A 21,760-nucleotide genomic window follows, 5' to 3' on the forward strand; every position below is an offset into this window, starting at 1 on the left:
GGCAGGATCAGGAGGCTGGCGACAGGAGCCGGCCCACGGCGCTGGCAACCAGGTTATCCAGCAGGTCGCGCGGCCCTTCGTAGACTTCTACAGCACCCGCCTCCCGAAGTTCGGCGCCATTGACCCCGCCGCAGGTGACGCCGATGGCCGGGATACCCAGCGCGGCGGCGGCCTTCATGTCCCACACGGCATCGCCCACGAACACGGCGTCCGCCGCCTCCACGCCCAAGGCTTCCAGCGCAGCGGAAAGGATATCGGGTGAAGGTTTGCTTTCCTCGGCGTCATTGGCACTGGTGGCGGCATCAATGAATTCGTCGGCGTCCAGGGTGGATTTCATGACCTCCAGGTCCTGGTTGCGCGCGGAGGATGCAAGCGCGACGGCGAGACCCACCGCATGGCACTGGGCCAGCAGTTCCTTGGCGCCGTCGAACCTGCGCAGTGCCGGCCAGTGGGAGGCGTAGAGAGCGGCATGGCTGGCCATGATTTCAGAATCAAGGGACTTGTCCCGATCGCCCGGCAGGAGGTTGTCCACCAGCCGGTCGCCGCCCATGCCCACAAAGTGGTGGATCGACGCCATCGGGATGTCGTAGCCCTGCTGGCGGAAGGCACCCCACCAGGAGATGGTGTGGATGTAGGAGGAATCGATCAAGGTGCCGTCAACGTCAAAGAGAATCCCCCGGCGGCGTCCGCTGTCAGGGGACTCGTATTCCTGCGGCACCATCAGCTGACCGCAGCCCGCTTGGCATCCGCGGCTTTCCGGGCCCGGGACGCATCCTCCTTGGGGCTGCTCACAGGACGCACGCGTTCCCTAATGACCGTACCGGCACCGTCATGGCTCTTGTCCCTGATGAGGCCCGTGCCGGCAATCTCCCGGGCCATTGCCACCCCGGCAACGGCGGCCCTTTTCGTGGGAAAGGTGACCGAGATGGCCATCAGGTTCCCGGTACCGTCCATCATCCGGACCCTATAGCCGCCGTCGGGCGCGTCCACGAGCTCAAAATACCCGGCCATTGCAATCACTCCTCCATCAGTCACGGCTTGTGCTTTTTGGGGGCACTCCATGAAGTGTTAGTAAGTATACTTATCTATTTCGCGAAGGAGAAGCCGGATGCCCCGGATGCGCCGCCTCAGCGCGTTTCTGCCGTTTCCGGTGGAATGGGGGTGTCACTTCGCCGAACCGTATCCTGATGCAGCTCCAAAGCGCTAGTCACAAGGGCGAAGTGACTGAAGGCCTGGGGTGTATTTCCGAGCTGCCGGCCAAGCCGGACGCCCCATTCCTCACTCAGGAGCCCCACGTCGTTGCGCAGGTCCAGGAGCCGCTCGAACAGCTTCCGGGATTCTTCGTGGCGGCCGGCACCCAGCAGCGCTTCCACCAGCCAGAATGAACAAGCCAGGAAGACGCCCTCATCGCCCGGCAGCCCGTCGTCCGAATCGGCCGGGCGGTAGCGGAGCACGAATCCGTCCTCGGTCAGCTCCCGCTGGATGGCCTCGATGGTCCCGATCACCCGGGGATCGTCCGCCGGCAGGAAGCCCACCCGTGGAATCAGCAGCAGGCTCGCGTCCAGTTCCGGCCGCCCGTAGGACTGTACAAAAGTGTTGCGTTTGGCGTCGAACCCGTTGGCCATCACATCCCGGCGGATGGTGTCCCGCAGTTTTTCCCAGCGCTCCACCGGCCCGGGCAGCCCTGAGTCGCGCACGCCCTTCACCATCCGGTCCGCTGCAACCCAGGCCATCACCTTCGAGTGCGTGAAGTGCCGGCGCGGCCCCCGCATTTCCCAGAGCCCGTTGTCGGGCTGGTCCCAGATGGTCTCCAGGTGCTCCATCAGCGCAATCTGGAGGTCCCACGCCTCATCGGAGTGCGTCAGCAGGGAGTTGCGGGTGAGCGCAAGGCAGTCCAGCACCTCACCCCACACATCCAGCTGGAGCTGTTCGGCAGCGCCGTTGCCAATGCGCACCGGCGTGGAGTTCTCGTAGCCCTTCAGCCAGGGCAGCTCCATTTCCGGAAGGCGCCGTTCACCGTGGATCCCGTACATGATCTGGAGGTCTGACGGGTCGCCGGCCACGGCCCGGAGCAGCCAGTCCCGCCAGGCGGCCGCTTCGGCGGTGTAGCCGGCAGCCAGGAGCGCCTGGAGCGTCATGGTGGCATCCCGGAGCCAGCAGTAGCGGTAGTCCCAGTTACGGGGCCCGCCCGGTTGTTCCGGCAGCGACGTGGTCACGGCCGCCACGATCCCGCCCGTGGGAGCGTAGGTCAGGGCCTTCAGCGTCACCAGCGAACGGAGCACGGCTTCCTTGTACTGGCCCTCCACTGTGCATTGCGAGGCCCAGCCCCGCCAATACGCGTAAGTGGTGCCCAGTACTTCTGCGGCGTCGACAGTATGCGGCCGCCCCACGTGGCTCGGAGCCCAGGTGAGGACAAACGGAACCCGTTCGCCCGCATTGACCGTGAAGTCGCTGACGGTGTGCATGTTCTCTCCGCGCAGCGGGGCCGGGGTCACAAAATAGACGGCGTCCGGACCTGCGATCGCGTGCAGGCCGTACTCGTCTTTACGCACCCAGGGGATGATGTGGCCGTAATCGAAGCGGAGGGTCAGTTCGCTGTGCATCTCCACGCTTCCGGTGACGCCTTCGACGATGCGGACGATGTCAGCCACCGAGTCGCGCGGCGGCATGAAGTCGATGACCCGCACCGTACCGTCCGGGGTTTCCCACTCCGTTTCCAGGATCAGGCTGCCGTCCCGGTAGCCGCGGCGGGTGCACGGGCCGCCGCTGGCCGGCGCCAAAAGCCACCGTCCGGCGTCGGGTGTGTCCAGCAGCGCGTTGAAGCAGGCAGGAGAATCGAACCGGGGAAGGCAAAGCCAGTCGATGGAGCCTTCCTTGTTGACCAGCGCCCCGGTATGGAGGTCACCGACAACCGCATAGTCTTCAATTCGCGCCATGACCTTACCCTGCCACAGCCGGTGCCGGAGTGGACCAGTCAGCCGGGTGTAGCCTCGAAGAACGGCAGCGGTCACGGGAGGCACATGGCAATCCACATCGGAACCTCAGGGTGGAGCTACGACCACTGGGAAAACGTCCTGTATCCGCCCAAGCTGCCCGTGAAGGACAGGCTGCAGCATTACGTGGCCCGGTTCCATACCGTTGAACTCAACGCCAGCTTCTACCGCTGGCCCCGCGACACCACCTTTGCCGGCTGGAACCAACGGCTTCCCGCCGGGTTCAGCATGTCTGTCAAGGCACCCCGCGGACTGACCCACGCCAGGAAGCTGAACGAACCGGAGGTCTGGCTGGAGCGCATCACCCGGTGCTGGCACGAGCTCGCTGACAAGCGGGCAGTCCTGCTGGTCCAGCTGCCGCCCGGCATGGAACGGGACGATGCCCGGCTGGACTACTTCCTCGCCGCAGTGCCGGACTGGATCCGGGTGACCGTGGAGTTCCGGCACCCGAGCTGGGAATGTTCCGAGGTGTTTGCCCTGCTGGAGCGGCATCAGGCAGCATACTGCATCATGAGCGGCGCCAACCTACCCTGCATCCTTCGGACCACCGCCCCCTTCGCCTACGTGCGGCTGCACGGCCCGGACCACCAGCACCTCTACGCGGGCTCCTACTCCGATGCGGACCTGCAGTGGTGGGCCGACCGGATCCGCGAGTGGGCGGGCAACGGCCTGGACGTCTACGCCTATTTCAATAACGACGGCGGCGGGAACGCCGTGCGGAACGCCGAGACCCTGCGCGGGATCCTTGGCGAAGGGTAACGTCATGAAGCGTCTGCGGACGTCCGGCTCCTCTCCCGCTCGTGCCGCGCTGTGGCAGAGTGGAGCCATGGACTCGGCTCCGAAGGATTCTCCACAGAACACAGCGCCCGCCTTTTCTCCGGACGCACTCTCCGGGAACCAGGTGTTCCGGCTCGCGCACTGGCTCTCGGACGCCGTTAACTCGGTTCGGATCCGGCTGGCCAGGCGCTGGAAGTTCGATCCCCAGACCGTGGTGTACCAGGGTTACGGCTCCACCAGCCAGGTGCGGGTGCTGGGCCGGGTGCTGCTCACGCAGAAGCCGCTGCCGGGGAGCAAAGCCGATCATGCGGCGCGCAATGGCAACCAGAACGTCCGCGGCTGGCGTGCCTTCACCAGTGTTCCGCTGCAATTTACCGACGTCGAAATCAGCATCGGCGATGTTGTCACCCATGTCCGGGCGGACCGGGGCGGACTGATCGATACCGAGGTGGACGTCCGGCTTTCGCCCGGCTGGCACACGGCCATCCTGCGGGCGGAAGGTACTGAGCCTGCCGAGGCGCTGATCCACGTCATCGCGCCGGACGTGAAGTTCGGCATCGTCTCGGATATCGATGACACCGTGATGGTGACGGCGCTGCCCCGGCCTTTCCTGGCCCTCTGGAACACTTTTGTGCTGAGCGAACGGGCCCGCATGGCCACGCCCGGCATGGCGGTGCTGCTGGACCGGCTTACCGTTGAACACCCGGACGCACCGGTGGTCTACCTGTCCACCGGCCCCTGGAACGCAGCGCCCACGCTGGCCCGCTTCCTGAGCCGCAACATGTACCCGGCCGGAGCCCTGCTGCTGACGGACTGGGGCCTGACGCAGGACCGCTGGTTCCGCAGCGGCCAGGACCACAAGCTGCGCAACCTCGAGCGGCTCGCCAAGGAATTCCCGGACATGCGCTGGCTGCTCATCGGCGACAACGGCCAGCACGATGAAGCGATCTACTCACGCTTCGCGCAGGACAACCCGGACAAGGTTGCCGCCATCGCCATCCGCCAACTGTCCATCAGCGAGTCCGTATTCGCAGGTGGCCACTCCGAGGACGGGGACCACACCACGTCCCGGGTGCCGTGGATCTACTCCCCTGATGGCGCCGGGATCGCCAAACAGCTGGCCATGCTGGGCGTCCTCCAGCGTTGAGTTCCCACTGCAGGCTTGGCCCGGCAGCGCGCTGCCCTAACCCGCAGCCGGCCTAGGCGCTGGCACCCAACGGGGCCACGCCGTCGTCGGGCGATTCTGCATCCAGGACCTCCGGATCGAGCCCTTCGGGCGCGACGGCCGCCGCGATGGCAACGTCCGCCGCGGCGGCAAGGTCGCGCTCCTCGATGAGCTCCTGGTACCAGAAGTAGGAGGCCTTGGGGGTGCGCTCCAGGGTTTCGAAGTCCACGTGCAGCAGCCCGAACGGCTGGTTGTAGCCCGCGGACCACTCGAAATTGTCCATCAGGGACCACACGTAGTAGCCGCGCAGGTCAATCGACTCAGCCACACCACCCGGGGCGGTAGCGCGCAGCGCTGCGTCAAGGTGGTCGGAGAGGTATTTCAGGCGCCGCTCGTCGGGAATGAACCGGGTGTTGGTGGACTTGTCCCGGACGATGATGTCCTCGAAGCTGGCCCCGCCCTCGGTAAGGATGACGGGCGGCAGGTTTGGGTAGCGTTCGGCCATCTCCTTCAGCGCGACCGCCATGTATTCCGGTTTCACGGGCCAGCCGTAGGACGTGATGTCCGCTTCCGGCCAGGTTTCCACGTGGAAGGGGGTGCCTCCACTGCCGGCTGCGTTGAGGTCGCTGCCCATGGCCTCGGCCATGCTCGCCGGCACCGCCCCGCCACCCGGGCCCACAGCCACCTTGGTTGGCATGTAGTAGTTGAGCCCGTAGAAATCGAGCGGCTGGGAAATGAGTTCCATGTCCTGTTCGGGGTGCTCGAACGAGCTGAAGAACTTGGCGGCCCGGATCACGTCCGGATATTTCCCGGTGAGCACGGGGTCGGCGTAGAGCCGGTTCTGGGCCAGGTCCATCAGGCCCGCACTGAGGTAGTCCAGCGGGTTGATGGAGTTGGGGACCATGGGCGAGTAGACATTCGTCATGCCGATTTCGCCCGGCACCTTCGCGGCGCGCAGCGCCTGCACGGCGAGCCCGTGCCCCAGCAGCTGGTGGTGGACGGTAGGGAAGGCACCCAGGAGGAGTTCCTTGCCCGGCGAATGCAGGCCGAGTGTGTAACCGTTGGTGCTCACCGTGGCCGGCTCGTTGATGGTCACCCAGCGGGCGACGCGGTCGCCGAAGGCCTCGGCCAGGATGCCGGCGTACTCGCCCAGGCGGTATGCGGTGTCCCGGTTCATCCACCCGCCGTCCTCGTCCAAGGCCAGGGGTGTGTCCCAGTGGTAGATGGTGGCCATGGGCGAGATTCCGTTGGCCAGGAGTTCGTCCAGGAGCCGGTCGTAAAAGGCCAGGCCGGCCCGGTTTGCCGGACCGCTGCCGGTGGGCTGGATGCGCGGCCAGGCGAACGAGAACCGGTACGAGTCAACGCCCAGCTGCTTCATGAGGGCGACGTCCTGGGGCATTCGGTGGTAATGGTCGCAGGCCACTTTCGGGCTTTGGTCCTCTACGATGGCGCCGGGCTTGGCCGCAAACGCATCCCAGCCCGCGGGTCCGCGGCCGTCCTCCTCCAGGGCGCCTTCGATCTGGAACGCTGCCGTGGCAACCCCAAGCGTGAACCCCTGCGGGATGCGTGCGGCGAGGTCCCTGGCGGAGATGTGCATTGAATCAACCCTTACTACGGACAGGACGGTGCGCGCGCCACTCCTTGGACCCGCGCGAGGTCAGGACCATATCCTCGCACGATTCCTGTGCTCCGTGCCGGGCGCCCTGCCAGTGTCCTGGACTGAACACAATTCCCCGCCGCCAGCGGGCAGCCGGTCCAGTCCCGCGCGGCTACTGCTCGCCGAACAAGAATTCCTTCGCGTGCGCCACGGCCTTGCGGAAGGCATCATTGCGGAGCGTCACCAGGTGTTCCGTATCGCCGTCGGCCGGTTCAAGGTACCCCGTGTAGCCCGGCCGGAGGACCCAGATGTCTCCCCCAGGCGGAAGATAGAAGACGCCAAAGGACCGCTGCTGTTTTTCCTCCGATGTCCATACCGGCACCACGGCCAGGGCAGCGCCCGTTGTAGCGTTAATCCACTGGGCACGGGGCAGGGGCTCCTCGTGTTCTTCGGGGTCCAGGAACGGCGCGGTGCCTTCGCCCCAGCGCTGTTCGAAACGCTCATGGAACGCCGGCATCAGGTGTGAGTCATAGCGGCGCCAATCGCTCATTCGGTTCTCCGCCTCTCAAGGTACTGCCGCAAGGGTTGGTTCCCGGGCGGCTGAAGGTATCCGTTGGATCAGGTGCCTGCGTAGGAGCGCTTCGGGGCCGCTACGCCCAGGGTCCGCTTTCCCAGTGCACGGGACTGATCCTGATGGTGGTCCCGGAAGGTCCGCTCCGGCGTTGGACTTTGCGCACCGGAATATCCCGCGCGGTTCCCGACGCCGATGCTGCCGGCACCGCCTTTGCCTCACGGTCGTAGGCTGCCCGCCGGGCCGGATCGCGCAGGACGGCGAAGGCCTGCATGATCCGCAGCAGTTCCCCGTCGGGTGCCGGCAGTTCCGCCACCGGATCCTGCCCGCCTGCATTTGCCCTGCCCATATCCAGGTCCGGGTGGCGACTGCGCATCAGGGCCCGGTAGGCGCGCGAAATCTGTTGCTGCGTGGCGTCCCGCGGGACACGCAGCGCCGCGTAGTGGTCCGGGATCTCGCTCATCTCAGCCTTCCGGTTCCAGGCCTGTCCGGGCGTGGGTGGCGGCGCCGGGCAACCGCAAGGGTTGCCCGGCGCAGGCGGGAGGGTCCTAGCTTCCGATCTCCTGCATTTCACCCTGCTGGCTCTGGATTTCGATCTTGCGTGGCTTGGCCTGCTCCGCCACAGGGATCCTCAGCGTCAGGACTCCCTGGTCGTAGCTGGCCTTGATATTGTCCGTGTCCAGCGTGTCGCCCAGGATCAGCTGGCGGTTGAAAACACCGCGGGGACGCTCAGACGCCACCAGCTCCACGTTGGGCTGCGTGGGGTCCTGGCGTTCGGCGCGAACCGTAAGGACGTTGCGCTCAACGTTCAGGTCCAGCGAATCGGGCTTAACGCCCGGAAGATCAAAGGCAACAACAAACTCCCCGTCCTCCTGCCAGGCATCCATGGGCATGGCAGCCGGGCGGGCAGAGGTTCCGAAAACCTGCTGCGTGAGCCGGTCCAGCTCACGGAACGGGTCGGTGCGCATCAACATCATTTCCCACTCCTTCAGCTCGTCTGATGTTGGTTCGGTGACATATCCACCCACGTTATCTATGGTGGTGGATATAGATTTTTTATAGCACCCATGCGAAACTGAAACAAGATCGCCGCAGGAAAATTTTGGAGAACCGATGGCAGAGCAGGAAGCAGGACGGGGCCCGGCGCCCGCGAAGGGGCGTGCACTGTATGCCATTTCAGTTGCGGCGGAACTGGCAGGCACCGGCCAGCAGAATATCCGCCTTTACGAGACGCGGGGCCTGCTGACTCCGTCCCGCACTTCCGGTGGCACCCGGCAGTACAGCGATGCCGACATCGCCGTGCTGCTAAGGATCGGCGAACTCCTTGAGCAGGGCCTGAACCTCGCCGGTGTCGCCAAAGTGCTGGAGTTGGAGGAAACCAACCTCAAACTCCACCGGGCCTTGAAACGGGCCCGGTCCCGGCCGCGCTCTTGATCGCGGCACTCATTCCCGCGGTGTTTCAGCCTTCGAGAGTTCGCCGGTAATCCGCTCGCCCGGAATCCTTGCCGTCCGCCAGGTGTCCAGGGCGATGACTGCGCCAAGGATCGCCAGTGACAACGAGACCGAGGCGAGCGCGTCGCTGAGCCAGTGATAGCCCAGGTACAACCGGCTGACGGAGGCCAGCACAACGCCGATCCCCGCTCCGATAAACCCGGAAACCGCGGCCTTCCTGTTCTTCCGCCGGGAGAAGATCAAAAACGTGCCCACCAGCAGGAAATCGCAGGCCCCGAGGACGTGTCCGGAGGGGAACGAGAAGGTGTGGTCGATGCCAAAAAGCATTTGCTCCACCGGCGGGCGGGACCGGCGCACAATCTGGAGGATGATCTGCGAAATGATCACGCCGGAGAGCATCGCGGACGCCAGGACGACGGGACACCACGCATGCTTGGCCGCGAATCCCCACGCGACCACCACCACCAGCACGATGATGGGCAGGGCAATCGGACCAAAGACTATGGCCAGGAAGATCATGACGACTGTCAGCGTCTGGGACCTCAGCCCGAGCAGCCAGTCGCGCACGGGCCCGTCGGCAGCGGAGAGGCCGTCGGCCTGGACCACGCTGACGAGGGTGGCGAGGAAGATTGCCAGCCCCACCACCACCAGGATGGCAGCCGCGCGGTAGAGCCTGCGCCTGTCGGCCGGGTCCACATAGCGCTCCTCCACCACGAACTTGTCATGGAAGCTCTGCCATCTGCCCCTGCTTTTCCCGCTGCTTCCGGAGCCTGCTGATCCCTGCTGTCCCACCGGCACGTCCATCCCTCGGTAGTGAAGTTTGCCTAGGGTGAAGATTATCCCTGTTCCGCGGCGCTGGCGGAGGCAGCAAGCAGGGGCGCTTTCCGGCGGGTGATCGGCGACCGCCGGATACTGTCGTATCCCGGCGGTAGCCTGGATGGGCGTGATGACCGGCGAATTCGCCATCCGGCGCCTCCTCGCCAAGGACCCGGACCGCGCCCTGGAAGCAATCCGGGAGTTGACGGCGGACCCGGATGAGCATGTGCGCCGCCTGGCGAGCGGGGGCACCCGGCCCTATCTGCCGTGGGCGGTGCGCGTTCCCGTCCTCGTCGAGCGCCCGGAAGCCACCCTCCCCATTCTTGATGCCCTGTACCGGGATTCCTCAGAGTACGTGCGGCGCTCGGTGGCGAACCACCTCAACGACCTCGCCCGGCATGCCCCGGATGCTGTTGTTGCCACCGCCCGCCGCTGGCTCTCCGCAGCGGACAGCAACACAAAGTGGGTGTAGGCCAACGGCAGCCAGTCCGCGAAGGTCTTTAAGATCTGCACGCTGACCCTTGCGCCGGGAGAGAGCCGGAGCCTGTCCAAACGCCACGCGTTCCGGCAGATGACCACCCGGGTGCACCATCCGGGACTGCATGCGCTGGAGCTGCAGATCAACGGCACAGTGCATGGGCGCACGGAGTTCCTGCTGGAGACGGCCCAGGCCCGAACCTAGAAGGAACCCGTGGTGAACTGCCAGCTCCGGCCGGCGAAGGGGTTCCCTGCGAGGTCGCGCACTGCGGCACCGCCCCCGGTCACGGTCACGGTGTACTTGGTTTTGGCGCCCAGCGGCTGTGCGGGGTCAAGGATCCACTGGTTCGTGGTCCCGTTCCGGTATACGGAGGCCGGCACCAGGGCCCCGGTGGCAGCGTTCTTGATGGTGAAGGTGGTTCCGGTGACGCCCTGGACAGCCTCGTTAAAGGTGACGCTGATGTTGTTGGCCCGGCGCACCAGCAGCGCGTTGCTGCCGGGGGTGATGCTCGTGACTGCGGGCGCGGGCCCGGTGAGGAAGCTCCAACTGGTGGAGGCCAGCGGAGTGCCCGCGCTGTCCCGGATGGCCGAGGTTCCGCCCACCAGGGTCGCTGTGTAGGTTGTGTCGGTGGCCAGGCTGGCGGCCGGATCAAGGGTGGCCGTGCGCGTGGTTGCGTTGTAGGTGACGGTGGCGGGGATGGTGCTGCCTGCCGCGTTCTTGAGCAGGAACGTCCCGCTGGTGACACCCTGGACCGCGGCGCTGAAGGTGGCCGTGACGCTGGTTCCGGCCGTCACGGCTGTGGCATCGGCTCCCGGCGTGACAGCAGTGACGGTAGGCGCTGGGGCAACCGGTGCTGGAGCCGGTGCGGGCGCTGCAGCAACTGCAGCAGCGAAGAGCAGCCGGTTGGGCGTGCCGCTGGTTGCGCCGGTGATTACCCCGGCGGTGGCGTTGGATACCAGCGCTGCAGCCACCTGCGCCGGAGTGAGTGCCGGGTTCTGGGACAGCAGCAGCGCTGCGGCTCCTGCCACATGCGGCGAGGCCATTGAGGTCCCGGACATCGAGGCCGTGGCCGTGGCCGAGGTGTAGTAGGCGGAGGTGATTGCGACACCAGGCGCGTAGATGTCCACGCAGGAGCCGAAGTTGGAGAAGGAGGCCTGCCGGTCGGCAGAGTCGCTGGCCGCGACGGTTACGGCGGCGGGAACCCGGGCGGGAGAACTGGTGCAGGCGTCCACGGCAGAGTTGCCGGCGGCAACCACCGCGGTGACGCCGTCGTTTATTACTGCCTGGATGGCCGCGTCCACAGCGGTGCTCGCGCCGCCGCCCAGGCTCAGGTTGGCGACGGCCGGCGTCCCGGCGGCGTGGTTGGCGGCCACCCAGTCGAGCCCGGCCACCACATCGGAGTTGTAGCCGGAACCATTGCAGTCGAGCACCCGCACGGGCACTACGGTGGCAGCCTTCGCCACACCGTAGCTGGAGCCCGCCACTGAGCCGGCGACGTGCGTGCCGTGCCCGTTGCAGTCGCTCGAGCCGAGACCGTCGGCCACGGCAGACCAGCCTGCGGCCACCCGGCCGCCGAAATCGGTGTGCGAGGCCAGGACGCCCGTGTCCACCACGTAGGCCGTCACGCCGGCACCGGACGAGGTCCAGGAGTAGGACCCGGACAGGGGCAAGGACTTCTGGTCGATGCGGTCCAGGCCCCACGGTGCCGGCTGCTCGGTGGCAGAAACACTGACGGGGAGGTCCATTTCCATCGAGACCACGCGGCCGGAGCGCGCCAGGGCCGCCGCCTGGGCGCTGCTGGCGGTGATTACGGCGCCACGGACGGCATGCGAGAAGGTACGCCCCACGGCGACGCCCTGGGCCCGGAGTCCGGCCGCCTCTGCTGCCACGTCCGCGTTCGCGGCGTACTGGACGATGTAGCGGGCGGCACCGGCATCAGCCGGCGGAGCTGCCGAGGCAGGCACGGTAGAGGCGGAGAGCGCGACGGCGGAAACCAGCACTGCTGCGGCGGACAGCATAAAGGCGGGAGTACGAATTTTGGGGTCCTTGTTTTGGCGTTGTGGGCAGCGCGGGTGAAACATCCATCCGCCCTTACCAAAAGATTAGGACCCCAAAACGGGCGGGGTCGGGGTCCTTGCCGGATCCTGTGCCAACCTTGGGTGATTCCTGCGCCCGGCAGGAATCCCTTAGTTTGTGCCGCCTCCAGGGGTACCCGGCAGGTGGTTCCGCCAGGAGTGTTCGGGCTCGAAGCCGAGCAGCCGGCGGGCCTTGTCGATGGACAGCATTGTCTCGTGCTCGGCCAACTCCTTGGTGACTTTGACCCCGGGGAACACCTCCGCAGCGAGGCCTGCGCTTGACCGGCTCATCACGGTGTCCGCGTTTGCGATGATGTACGCCTCGAAACCGGGTTTGCCGTTTTCCAGGGCGCGGGCCACGGCCTGGGCACCATCACGGCCGTCGATGTAGCCCCAGAGGTTCCACTTCCGCAAGGTCGGGTCGACGTCGAAGTCCGGGAACCTGGCATAGTCCCCGGGATCCATGACGTTGGAAAACCGCAGGCCGGAGATGCTCAGCTCCGGGTCCCAACGGGTCAGCTCCACCGCCATCTGCTCTTCGAGGTGCTTCACCAGGGAGTAGGTGCTTTCCGGCCGCGCCGGGTACTCCTCGTCCACGGGAATGTAGGGTGGGTCGACGTCGAACGGCAGTCCCAGCACCGTCTCGCTGGAGGCGTACACCACTTTCTTGATCCCGGCCCGGCGGGCCGCCTGGAAGACGTTATAGGTGGCGAGCATGTTGTTCTCGAACGTGGCGGCGTCCGGGATGATGCCCGGCGCGGGAACGGCGCCGAGGTGGACCACGGCATCAAAGCCGGTGTGCCGGTCATCGACGCCCAGCAGGACGTCCAGGACCTGGCCGTAATTGCGCAGGTCCACCACCACAAGCCCGGGGTTCCGCTCCCCTGCCCGGTCGAGGTTCAGTACCTCGTGTCCGTCATCCGCCAGCCGCCGGACAACATGCCGTCCGAGCTTTCCGCTTCCCCCGGTTACTGCTACCCTCATGCGCGTTCTCCCTTTCCGTTGATGAAGCGTTCGACGGCGGTAATCGCCAGTTCGGTGATCTCGCCCGGGTCGCCGCTGCCGTTCACAGGCACCAGCAGTCCCCTGCCCGCGTAGACAGACACCACCTCATGGGTCTCCCGGTGATACAGGTCGAGGCGGCGCCGGAACACGTCCACGGTATCGTCCTTGCGGCCCTCTTTTTGGGCACGCCGCAGCATCCGCTGTTCCAGTTCGGAGTCGGGGGCCCGCAGTTCGATCACCGCATCGAGGGAGCCGCCCTGCGAGGCCAGGAAGTTGTCCAGTTCCACCACCTGGGGTGCGGTGCGGGGGTACCCGTCCAACAGAAAGCCGGAACGGACATCGGCGTCCTGGAGGCGGTCCTTGACCAAAGCGTTGGTGAGGTCGTCGGGCACAAAATCGCCGCCGTCGAGATACCTGGCAGCTTCGTTGCCGAGGTCGGTCTCCCTGCTCACGTTGCTCCGGAAGATCTCACCGGTGGACACCGCGGGGATCCCGAAGTGGCGGGCCAGGCGTTCGGCCTGGGTTCCCTTGCCGGAGCCGGGCGGACCGATGATGAGCAGTCTTGTCATGTTCCTGTCCCTCCGCGGCGCAGCAACCGCTGGTTTCCGGGTCGGCCGCCGGCAGCCCCGGCGCTGCCCCATTCTGCCCACAACGGGCACCACATTGCCAGCCTCCGGGAGGGGGCCGGAGGCCGGGACTGGCCTACAGTTGTGCTGGCAGCCCGTTGCCGCGCCGACCCGAAAGCGACGGCTCCACAGGCAAGAGCTGTATATACTTCTGCATATCGGTTTAGCAGCAGGCCGTTGGAAAGTTCTTCGATCCAGCGACTTCAGCCGCTTGCCGCCCCTTCGGGTGGAAGGGGTATGGTGCCGCCGGGTCGTTTTACCCTGAGCGAATGACACCGAGAAACCGTGGCCCGCGAGTCAACAGCAAAAACCGACACTTCAATAACTGAGCACCTGCATGAACTCGTCCTCAACAGCTCTGACGTTGAGGACTTCCTTAACGAACTGGCGCAGGTGTCCGCCCGTAATCTTTCCGAGCCCGGCGACGAGGTGCTGTGCGCCATCACCCTGCTGCGGCAGCGGAAGGCTGCCGCTGTGACCAGCAGCAGCCCGGCCGCCGCGGCCGTCGCGCGGCTCGAGTACGAGGTCAGCCAGACACCCAGCATGGAGGCCTCCACGTCCCAGGCCACGGTCTCCGTACCGGACGTCCGGGAGGACGGCCGCTGGCCGGAGTACTCCGCGTCCCTGCTGGGCCAGGGCGTCCGTTCCGTCCTGGCCGTCCCGTTCGAGCTGGAGGGCGAGACGAAAGCGGCGCTGTTGCTGTACTCGAGCCGCCCCAACCGCTTTGAGTCCCGCGTGCTTGAGTTTGCCGAAGACTTCGTCGGCCAGACGTCCCTGGCACTGCGGCTTGCGGTGCGCTTCGCAAATCACAGCGAGACTGCGGCCAACCTGCGGGCAACCCTGGAATCACGGACAGTGATCGATATGGCGGTGGGCATCATCATGGCCCAGAACAGGTGCAGCCAGCAGGACGCGTTTGAGATCCTGAAGACGGCGTCGAGCACCCGGAATTCCAAGCTGCATGACGTGGCAGCCTCCGTGGTCAACTCGCTCGGGCAGGGCCCTGCCCGTACCCATTACGACGGGTAGGCAACGGCTTCCCGGCATTATTACCCGCCCACCACCTGCGCCTAAGCCCGGGCGGAGCTCCACGGCGGTAGACTCATTCCAACTTTCGCCCGGGGGGCTCCAATGGAAAAGAAACGCGTCTGCGTGGTGGTTGAAGACGACTACGATATCCGCGGATTGATTACCGTCGTCCTGCGACGCGCAGGATTTGAGGTCAAGGCTGTGGCCACCGGCGCGGAGGGCATCGCCGCCGCGGCAGACCCTGCCGTCTCACTGGTCACCCTGGACCTGGGCCTGCCGGACATGGACGGGCACGTGGTGGCCCGAGCCGTAGCCGCGTTGACCAAGGCGCCGCTCCTTTTCCTCACGGCCAGGTCCGAGAACGACGACGTGCTGGCAGGCATGGCCTCCGGCGCCGCCGCCTACCTCACCAAACCCTTCCGCCCCGGGGAACTGCGGGATCTGGCCGAACAGCTGTGTCCCGCTCCCGCTCCTCTTTCACAGCTTCCACACATACCCGGCAAATCCCTCTGCTAGTTTGCCTGCCTAGAAATGAGGCATGACTCCTCAGCAGAACAAACCCCGTAAAGGCAGCCGTTTCCGGCGTGCCGTGGTAGCAGGGGCCGTTGCCCTCACCCTTTCAGCCGGCGGCGCCACCGCCTGGGCCCTGGACCGTTTCGTCGTCCAGCATGTGGAGATCTCCGACGTCTCCGCCTACGAAGCCAGCCAGACGGGCACCTCCACGGGAACGTCCGCGGGCACTTCCACCAGCACGACGGCGGACACGGCCTCCGCCGCCGCCGTCACCACGGATACCTCCCACGTTTCCGGTTCCTCCAACATCAACATCTCCACGGTGACCACCGGCAGCGGCAACAGCACCGTCACCTACTACGTGGCCGACGTCGTGCTCGATGACGCCACCACCCTGCAGTCAGCCTTCGCGAACGACAGTTTTGGTGAGAACATCACCGAAACCACCTCCGCCATCGCCGAAGCCAACAACGCGGTTTTCGCGATCAACGGCGATTACTACGGCTTCCGCGATACCGGCATCGTGATCCGCAACGGCGTCGTGTTCCGGGATGAGGGTGCGCGCCAGGGCCTGGCGTTCTACCGCGACGGAAGGGTGTTGGTCTACGACGAAACCACCACCACCGCCGAACAGCTGCTGGCCGACGGCGTCTGGAACACCCTCTCCTTCGGCCCCTCCCTGCTGGACAACGGCGGGGTGGCCAAGGGCATCGAGGACGTTGAGGTGGACACCAACTTCGGCAACCACTCCATCCAGGGCGAACAGCCGCGCACCGCCGTCGGAATCAGCGATGAAAACCACCTGGTGTTCGTGGTGGTGGATGGCCGCAGCCCCGGCTACAGCGCCGGCGTCACCATGACAGGCCTCGCCGAAATCATGCAGGGCCTGGGTGCCACCACTGCCTACAACATCGACGGCGGCGGCTCGTCCACCATGTACTTCAACGGCGGCCTGGTGAACAACCCGCTGGGTGAAAACAAGGAACGCGGCACCTCCGACATCCTGTACATAGCGGAGTAGGAAAGGCCATGATCATCCTGATCCCGGCCTACGAGCCGGACCAGCAGCTGCCGGCTTTGATCCGCAGCATCCGCGACGCAGAACCGTGGGTTCCCATCCTGGTGGTGGACGACGGAAGCGGCCCGCAGTACCGGGACGTGTTCGACGGCGTCAGGGCACTGGGGTGCCATGTCATCGGTTACGAGCACAACCATGGAAAGGGCTTTGCCCTCAAGACCGGCTTCGGCTTCATCGCCGACTACCTCCCGGGCCACGATGTGGTCTGCGCCGACAGCGACGGCCAGCACACAGTGGTGGACATCCTACGGGTGGGGGAAACCCTCGGCCAGAACCGGGCAGGACAGCGTTGGGCCACCATGGTCCTGGGCAGCCGGTCCTTCACCGGCAACGTCCCCGCACGGAGCCGGCTCGGCAACAGCGCCACCAGGTCACTCTTCACCCTCGCCACCGGCGAGCGCATCCCCGATACCCAGACAGGCCTCCGCGGCTACCCCGGAGCAATGATCCCCTGGCTGAGGTCGGTCCGCGGCGACCGCTACGAGTATGAGCTGAACCTGCTGCTCAAAGCCAAGACCGGCGGCTATTCCATCCAGTCGGTGGAGATCTCCACTGTCTACCTGGACCACAACTCGGGCTCGCATTTCCGGCCCTTTGCGGATTCAGTGCGCATCTATGCTCCGCTGCTGAAGTTCCTTGCTTCCTCCTTTACGGCCTTCCTGCTGGACACCGTCCTGTTCCTGCTGCTCACGCTGGCCGTCGATTCGCTGCTCCTGGCAGTGCTGGGCGCCCGCGCCGTGAGCTCCGTCGTGAATTTCCTGGTCAACCGGAACGTTGTTTTCGAACACGGCAGGGACAAACCGGCCAGTGCTGCCGTGGTCCGCTATTTCAGCCTGGCTGCCGTGCTGCTGGCCGCGAATTTCGGCGTGATCTGGCTGCTCGAAGCCGCCGGGCTGCCCGCCCTGCCGGCCAAGATCCTGGCTGAGGTCCTCCTGCTGGCGGCCAGCTTCGCCGCACAGCAGCGCTGGCTCTTCGCCGGCAAAACTTCCCGTGGGAAGGCCGGCAGCACGTCCAGCGAAGCACCAGCCCGCACTCATATATCCGGCTAGGTCTCTGCACAGCACCTGCACAGCTTGGGGCCCGAAAGTAAAGACAAGCCCACCGAAAACATCCCGGAGAATCCCATGAACTCACTGATCTTCATCCTCGCCAACCTGGCGGCCATCAGCATCCTGACCTTCGCCCTGTACCTCCGCCGGCACCGCCGCCGCGACCTGGTGGTGTCCTACCTGGGCATGAACGTCGGCGTCCTGGCAGTGGCCACCGCGTTGTCCGGGTCAGCTGCCAGCCTGGGACTTGGGCTGGGGCTCTTCGGCGTCCTGTCCATCATCCGGCTCCGCTCCACCGAGCTGGCCCAGCACGAGGTGGCCTACTACTTCTCAGCCCTGGCCCTGGGCCTCATCGCCGGCCTGGGCATCGAGCCCCTCTGGCTGACCGTATCCCTCATGGCCCTGATACTGCTGGTGATGTTCGTGGGAGACCATCCCCGGGTCCTGCCGGCACACCGCCACCAGACCGTGATCCTGGACCGGGCAGTGGCCGAAGACGGCGAACTCTACGCCCGGCTGGAGGAAGTCCTGCACGGCAAGGTCCACTCCGCAACCATCCAGCAACTGGACCTGGTCAACGACAAAACCATCGTTGACGTCCGGTACGCCTACTCCCCCGCAGCTTTCCCCGCCCGGCTGGCCATCCCCGCGGTACCCGCACCGGCACCCCGTCCCGCCGAACCCATGCCCACCGAACACGCACACGCTGAGCCCGCTTCGATGGCCCACTCGCAGGCAGGTGCCGCATGAGCACCACCGGAACAGACGTCGTCGGCAACCTTCGCCACCTTCCACCCGTAGGCCTCGAAGAGCTCAACAACGAAGCCGCACTCCAGACCCGGGTTGACCGGAAGTACGTGGTTCCCGCAGGGCTCGCCCGCCAACTCCTGGGCTCGTTCAGTAAAGGCGTGCGGGTGCTCGAGATGGACGGCTCCCGCAGCTTCGCCTACGACTCCGTCTACTTCGACACCGCCAACCTCGACAGCTACCTGCTGGCCGCCCACGGCCGCCGGCGCCGCTACAAGATCCGCACCAGGACCTATGTGGACAGCGCCGTGAGCTTCCTGGAGGTCAAGACTGAAGGCGCCCGCGAGGCAACCGTCAAGGAACGGATCCCGTACCACCTCTCCGACCGAGCCCGCCTGACGGAGGAAGGCCTGGACTACGTCCGCGAAACGCTGACGGCTTCCGTCGGCGCAATGCCTTCCGGCCGTCTCGAGCCGGTACTGGAAACCAGGTACAACCGGAGCACCTTGTTCCTCCCGGAATCCGGCAGCCGGGCCACGATCGACACTGACGTGACCTGGCAGCGGCCCGGCGAGCCGCCCTGGGTGCTGGATGAAGCGGTGATCCTGGAAACCAAGTCAGGCTCCACCGCCGGCCCGCTCGACCGTCATCTCTGGGCCCACGGAGTCCGGCCCTCCCGGATCTCAAAATTCGCCACCGGGATGGCGGCGCTGTGCCCGGACCTGCCCGCCAACCGCTGGAGCCGCACCCTGCGGCACAGCCTGTCACTTCGCCCCGCTGCCTGATCCCAGCCGGTCCGCTCAACTCCTTCCCGGCATTCCCCCACCCAAGCTTTCCAACTCCTTCAAAGGACCACTTGCCATGAAAAACCTCCGCACCTACCTCTCCGTCGCCGCCCTGGCCACCGCACTCGGACTCGCCGGCTGCTCCGTTGCCAGCACCACCCCCACCGGCGTTTCAGCCATCAGCAGCACCTCCTCCGCTGCCAGCTCGTCCTCTGCTGCCAGTTCGGGCGTCGCTTCCAGCACCACGCAGGCAGTTTCCCTGGACACGCTGGCCGAGGACACGCATTACGACGCCGACGACATCACCTGGGATGCCGCCTCCGAAGTAGCCGTGACGCTTGCGGACGGTGCCAGCAAAGCCGCCACCGGCACGTCGTCGGACGCTGTAAAGGTCGACGGCGGTACCGTCACTATCACCGCCGCGGGCACCTACCGCCTCAGCGGGTCACTCTCGGACGGCCAGGTGGTGGTCGCCGCCGGCGAAGAGGACGTAGTGAGGATCATCCTGGACGGTGCCAGCATCACCAGCTCAACCGGTTCCCCGTTTGTGGTGCAGAGCGCCAACGAGGCCATCGTCTACCTCGAGGACGGCACCACCAACACCCTGGGCGATGCGGCCACGTATGCGGACCAGGGGACGGACGCGCCGAACGCAGCCCTGTACTCAATGGCTGACCTGACCATCGCCGGCAGCGGATCGTTGACCGTGGACGGCAACTACAACGACGGCATCTCCTCAAAGGACGGCCTGGTCCTCGCCGCGGGCACGGTGACCGTGGACGCCGCTGATGACGGCATCGTGGGCAAGGACTACGCCGTGCTGCTGGACGGCGCGTACCAGGTGACCGCGGCCGGCGACGGCTTCAAGTCGGACAACGACGCGGACGAGGGCCGCGGCTGGCTCCTGATCAACGGCGGTACCATCAACGTCAGCGCCGGCGATGACGGCATCAAGGCGTACAACACGCTAAAGATCGCCGCAGGCACGGCCACGGTGGAGGAATCGGAGGAGGGCCTTGAGGCCCAGCACATCCTGATTGCCGGCGGAACCGCCACCGTCACTTCCAACGACGACGGCGTGAACGCCTCGGGCGCCAGCTCCACTTCCGGCGCGTCCGCACAGGGCGGAATGGGCGGCGGCGGCGAAACCGTGGGCGACTACACCGTGGAGGTCACGGGTGGACTGCTGACCATCAATTCGAGGGGTGACGGCCTGGATTCCAACGGCAACGCCAGCATCTCGGGCGGAACCGTGGTGGTCAACGGGCCCACTGACAGCGGCAACGGCGCACTGGATGTGAACGGCGAGCTCGCCGTCACCGGCGGAACCGTGGCCGCGGCCGGCAGCGCCGGCATGGCGGTCACCCCGTCCGATACCTCCACACAGTCCGGTGTCCAAGTGACCCTGCGTTCATCGGTTCCCGCCGGTACGGTCATCCAGGTCGCCGACCCGGCCGGCAAGGTAGTGGCCGCGTTTGTCACCACGAAGGCCACTGCCTCCCTGGTGTTCTCCTCCGCGGCGATCAACGACGGCGAGGAATACACGGTGTACACCGGAGGCACTGCTACTGTCAGCGCCGGGCTGGGCGAAGGCTCACTGGACGGCGCTAAGGAACAAGGCACCGTCACAGCCGGCGAGTACACCGCGGCGCAGGGTCCCGGAGGCGGCGGCGGACCGCGCTGGTAACCCCCGACGCCCCATCACTTAATTCAACGTTTGACCCAACGCCCCATCACCTTTCGCACCTTTTCCCGAAACGCCCCATCACTTTCGGCGACGGCGGACTCCCGCCGTCGCCGAAAGTTTTGCGTGAAGGGGGCTACTTGGCGAGGAAACGCAGCAGCGCTTCGTTGACCTCAGCGGCGTGGGTCAGCAGCAGGCCGTGCGGCGCGCCCTCGATCTCCACGTATTCGGCGCCGGGCAGCGCCTTGGTGAACTGCCGTCCCGTGGAATCGATGGGAAGGATGTTGTCGGCGGTGCCATGGAGGATCAGTGCAGGGACGTCGATCTTCGGGATGTCCCCGCGGAAGTCAGTGATCCAGGTTGCCTGTGCCGCAACGGATGCTGTGGCGCCGGCGCTGGAGGCTGTGTTCCAGCTGGCGTTGATGGCCTCCTGGCTGAGGCGGGGCGTACCGAGGAACGTGTCGCTGTTGTAGAAGTTCTTGAAGAACTCGGTGAAGAAGGCGTACCGGTCTGCAGTGACAGCCTCTTTCAGTCCGTCGAAGACGTCCTGCGGAACACCATCCGGGTTGTCCTCGGTCTTCAGCAGGAACGGTTCCAGGGAGCCCAGGAATGCTGCCTTTGCAACCCGGGCGGATCCGTAGTTGCCCAGGTACCGGGCCACTTCACCGGTGCCCATGGAGAAACCCACCAGCACGGCGTCACTCAGGTCCAGGGTAGTCAGGAGGGTGTTGAGGTCCGCGGCGAAGGTGTCGTAGTCATATCCTTCGGTGGTCTTGCTCGATTTCCCGAAGCCGCGGCGGTCATAGGTGATCACGCGGTAGCCGGCATCCAGAAGGGCGGTGGTCTGTTTCTCCCAGGAAGCGCCGTCCAGGGGGTAGCCGTGGATCAGCACTACGGGCTGGCCCGAGCCGTGGTCCTCGTAGTAGAGCTCGATGTCAGTGCTGTTTTCGGTTCCAACGGTGATCAAAGCCATCGCGGCGGTCCTTTCGAGACTGTGGGATCGAAGCGGGCGGGGAGTCGCCCTGCCCGCGCAGTTCCTACTCTAGGGTGGTCCGCCGTGCCCTGGGCTACCGGGAAGGTTGCGGCAGCTCGCAGGATATTTGGGGGTTTGCACCCATGTAGTTCAGCGGGCCCGCGGCAATAGTGATTGCTATGGTGCCCGCCTGGGCACAATTTCCCGGCGCTGAACCGAAGTAGCCGCGCTGCCAGGCGGCCACGCCGCCGATGATCAGCCAGATGACGATAAGTACTCCGAGAATCCGCATGATTCCTCCATAGGCCGCGGCGGCTGTGGGATCAATTATGCGGCGTCCATGCGAA

At 65.9% G+C, this 21,760-nt stretch carries 24 protein-coding genes; 11 read left to right on the forward strand and 13 right to left on the reverse strand.

Translation table 11 applies throughout. The features are described 5' to 3' along the window. Positions 1–7: 7 nt before the first annotated feature. The 3 genes from QFZ36_RS09130 to QFZ36_RS09140 all read right to left on the reverse strand — a co-directional run bounded on the left by QFZ36_RS09130 (position 8) and on the right by QFZ36_RS09140 (position 2,954). Complete coding sequence (locus QFZ36_RS09130; RefSeq protein WP_306635734.1) at positions 8–721, reverse strand: HAD family hydrolase; 714 nt, start codon at positions 719–721, stop codon at positions 8–10. Next, positions 721–1,011 carry a hypothetical protein gene (locus QFZ36_RS09135; protein ID WP_306635736.1) on the reverse strand — a complete coding sequence of 97 codons (291 nt, stop codon included), beginning with the start codon at positions 1,009–1,011 and terminating at the stop codon, positions 721–723. The genes QFZ36_RS09130 and QFZ36_RS09135 overlap by 1 nt, the downstream gene beginning before the upstream one ends. 116 nt (positions 1,012–1,127) lie before the next feature. After that, positions 1,128–2,954: a glycoside hydrolase family 15 protein gene (locus tag QFZ36_RS09140; RefSeq protein WP_306639147.1), complete on the reverse strand. Its 1,827-nt coding sequence runs from the start codon at positions 2,952–2,954 to the stop codon at positions 1,128–1,130. A 66-nt stretch (positions 2,955–3,020) separates the two neighbouring features. On the opposite strand from QFZ36_RS09140, the gene QFZ36_RS09145 reads away from it, so the two are divergent. Both QFZ36_RS09145 and QFZ36_RS09150 read left to right on the forward strand, forming a co-directional pair. Next, a complete protein-coding gene (locus QFZ36_RS09145) occupies positions 3,021–3,752 on the forward strand; it encodes a DUF72 domain-containing protein (protein ID WP_306635737.1) in 732 nt (243 codons plus the stop codon). A gap of 67 nt (positions 3,753–3,819) precedes the next feature. Beyond that, positions 3,820–4,917 (forward strand): App1 family protein, encoded by a 1,098-nt coding sequence (locus QFZ36_RS09150; RefSeq protein ID WP_306635739.1) that lies wholly within the window; start codon positions 3,820–3,822, stop codon positions 4,915–4,917. Between the two features lie 52 nt (positions 4,918–4,969). On the opposite strand, the gene QFZ36_RS09155 is transcribed toward QFZ36_RS09150, so the two are convergent. The 4 genes from QFZ36_RS09155 to QFZ36_RS09170 all read right to left on the reverse strand — a co-directional run bounded on the left by QFZ36_RS09155 (position 4,970) and on the right by QFZ36_RS09170 (position 8,077). Beyond that, on the reverse strand, positions 4,970–6,532 hold the full coding sequence (locus QFZ36_RS09155) for a GH1 family beta-glucosidase (RefSeq protein ID WP_306635741.1): 1,563 nt from the start codon (positions 6,530–6,532) through the stop codon (positions 4,970–4,972). 172 nt (positions 6,533–6,704) lie between these two features. Beyond that, positions 6,705–7,082, reverse strand: a complete 378-nt coding sequence (locus tag QFZ36_RS09160) for a hypothetical protein (RefSeq protein ID WP_306635744.1) — start codon at positions 7,080–7,082, stop codon at positions 6,705–6,707. Between the two features lie 100 nt (positions 7,083–7,182). Further along, a complete protein-coding gene (locus QFZ36_RS09165) occupies positions 7,183–7,566 on the reverse strand; it encodes a J domain-containing protein (RefSeq protein ID WP_306635746.1) in 384 nt (127 codons plus the stop codon). 85 nt (positions 7,567–7,651) lie between these two features. Beyond that, the gene (locus QFZ36_RS09170; RefSeq protein WP_306639149.1) at positions 7,652–8,077 is read right to left on the reverse strand and encodes an Hsp20/alpha crystallin family protein; all 426 of its coding nucleotides are present in this window, start codon (positions 8,075–8,077) and stop codon (positions 7,652–7,654) included. A 139-nt stretch (positions 8,078–8,216) separates the two neighbouring features. Here QFZ36_RS09170 and QFZ36_RS09175 point away from each other — a divergent pair, with 139 nt between their 5' ends. Further along, entirely contained in the window at positions 8,217–8,537 is a 321-nt protein-coding gene (locus QFZ36_RS09175) for a MerR family transcriptional regulator (protein WP_306635748.1), read from the forward strand. Positions 8,538–8,546: 9 nt separating this feature from the next. Here the strand turns inward: QFZ36_RS09175 and QFZ36_RS09180 are convergent, their stop codons facing one another. Beyond that, positions 8,547–9,359: a phosphatase PAP2 family protein gene (locus tag QFZ36_RS09180; protein ID WP_306639151.1), complete on the reverse strand. Its 813-nt coding sequence runs from the start codon at positions 9,357–9,359 to the stop codon at positions 8,547–8,549. A 142-nt stretch (positions 9,360–9,501) separates the two neighbouring features. Between QFZ36_RS09180 and QFZ36_RS09185 the strand changes: the two genes are divergently transcribed. After that, positions 9,502–9,843 carry a DNA alkylation repair protein gene (locus QFZ36_RS09185; RefSeq protein ID WP_306635750.1) on the forward strand — a complete coding sequence of 114 codons (342 nt, stop codon included), beginning with the start codon at positions 9,502–9,504 and terminating at the stop codon, positions 9,841–9,843. Positions 9,844–10,049: 206 nt separating this feature from the next. On the opposite strand, the gene QFZ36_RS09190 is transcribed toward QFZ36_RS09185, so the two are convergent. From QFZ36_RS09190 to QFZ36_RS09200, 3 genes are all read right to left on the reverse strand, one after another. Continuing rightward, complete coding sequence (locus QFZ36_RS09190) at positions 10,050–11,867, reverse strand: S8 family serine peptidase (protein ID WP_306635752.1); 1,818 nt, start codon at positions 11,865–11,867, stop codon at positions 10,050–10,052. Positions 11,868–12,035: 168 nt separating this feature from the next. Then, positions 12,036–12,908, reverse strand: a complete 873-nt coding sequence (locus QFZ36_RS09195) for an NAD-dependent epimerase/dehydratase family protein (protein WP_306635754.1) — start codon at positions 12,906–12,908, stop codon at positions 12,036–12,038. Beyond that, entirely contained in the window at positions 12,905–13,498 is a 594-nt protein-coding gene (locus QFZ36_RS09200) for an adenylate kinase (protein WP_306635756.1), read from the reverse strand. The genes QFZ36_RS09195 and QFZ36_RS09200 overlap by 4 nt, the downstream gene beginning before the upstream one ends. Before the next feature lie 342 nt (positions 13,499–13,840). On the opposite strand from QFZ36_RS09200, the gene QFZ36_RS09205 reads away from it, so the two are divergent. The 7 genes from QFZ36_RS09205 to QFZ36_RS09235 all read left to right on the forward strand — a co-directional run bounded on the left by QFZ36_RS09205 (position 13,841) and on the right by QFZ36_RS09235 (position 20,443). Next, the gene (locus QFZ36_RS09205; RefSeq protein WP_306635758.1) at positions 13,841–14,584 is read left to right on the forward strand and encodes a GAF and ANTAR domain-containing protein; all 744 of its coding nucleotides are present in this window, start codon (positions 13,841–13,843) and stop codon (positions 14,582–14,584) included. Positions 14,585–14,686: 102 nt separating this feature from the next. Next, positions 14,687–15,100, forward strand: a complete 414-nt coding sequence (locus tag QFZ36_RS09210) for a response regulator transcription factor (RefSeq protein ID WP_306635760.1) — start codon at positions 14,687–14,689, stop codon at positions 15,098–15,100. Positions 15,101–15,122: 22 nt separating this feature from the next. After that, entirely contained in the window at positions 15,123–16,118 is a 996-nt protein-coding gene (locus QFZ36_RS09215; RefSeq protein WP_306635762.1) for a phosphodiester glycosidase family protein, read from the forward strand. A gap of 8 nt (positions 16,119–16,126) precedes the next feature. Then, complete coding sequence (locus QFZ36_RS09220) at positions 16,127–17,224, forward strand: bifunctional glycosyltransferase family 2/GtrA family protein (protein ID WP_306635765.1); 1,098 nt, start codon at positions 16,127–16,129, stop codon at positions 17,222–17,224. Between the two features lie 75 nt (positions 17,225–17,299). Then, positions 17,300–17,974: a DUF4956 domain-containing protein gene (locus QFZ36_RS09225; RefSeq protein ID WP_306635767.1), complete on the forward strand. Its 675-nt coding sequence runs from the start codon at positions 17,300–17,302 to the stop codon at positions 17,972–17,974. Then, entirely contained in the window at positions 17,971–18,756 is a 786-nt protein-coding gene (locus tag QFZ36_RS09230) for a polyphosphate polymerase domain-containing protein (RefSeq protein WP_306635769.1), read from the forward strand. The genes QFZ36_RS09225 and QFZ36_RS09230 overlap by 4 nt, the downstream gene beginning before the upstream one ends. 76 nt (positions 18,757–18,832) lie before the next feature. Next, the gene (locus QFZ36_RS09235) at positions 18,833–20,443 is read left to right on the forward strand and encodes a carbohydrate-binding domain-containing protein (protein WP_306635771.1); all 1,611 of its coding nucleotides are present in this window, start codon (positions 18,833–18,835) and stop codon (positions 20,441–20,443) included. Between the two features lie 133 nt (positions 20,444–20,576). Here the strand turns inward: QFZ36_RS09235 and QFZ36_RS09240 are convergent, their stop codons facing one another. Continuing rightward, positions 20,577–21,413, reverse strand: coding sequence for an alpha/beta fold hydrolase (locus tag QFZ36_RS09240; protein ID WP_306635773.1), 837 nt, complete (start codon positions 21,411–21,413; stop codon positions 20,577–20,579). Between the two features lie 94 nt (positions 21,414–21,507). After that, positions 21,508–21,705: a hypothetical protein gene (locus tag QFZ36_RS09245; RefSeq protein WP_306635775.1), complete on the reverse strand. Its 198-nt coding sequence runs from the start codon at positions 21,703–21,705 to the stop codon at positions 21,508–21,510. Positions 21,706–21,760: the final 55 nt, after the last annotated feature.

The organism is Pseudarthrobacter siccitolerans (assembly GCF_030823375.1).
Taxonomy (GTDB): domain Bacteria; phylum Actinomycetota; class Actinomycetes; order Actinomycetales; family Micrococcaceae; genus Arthrobacter; species Arthrobacter siccitolerans_A.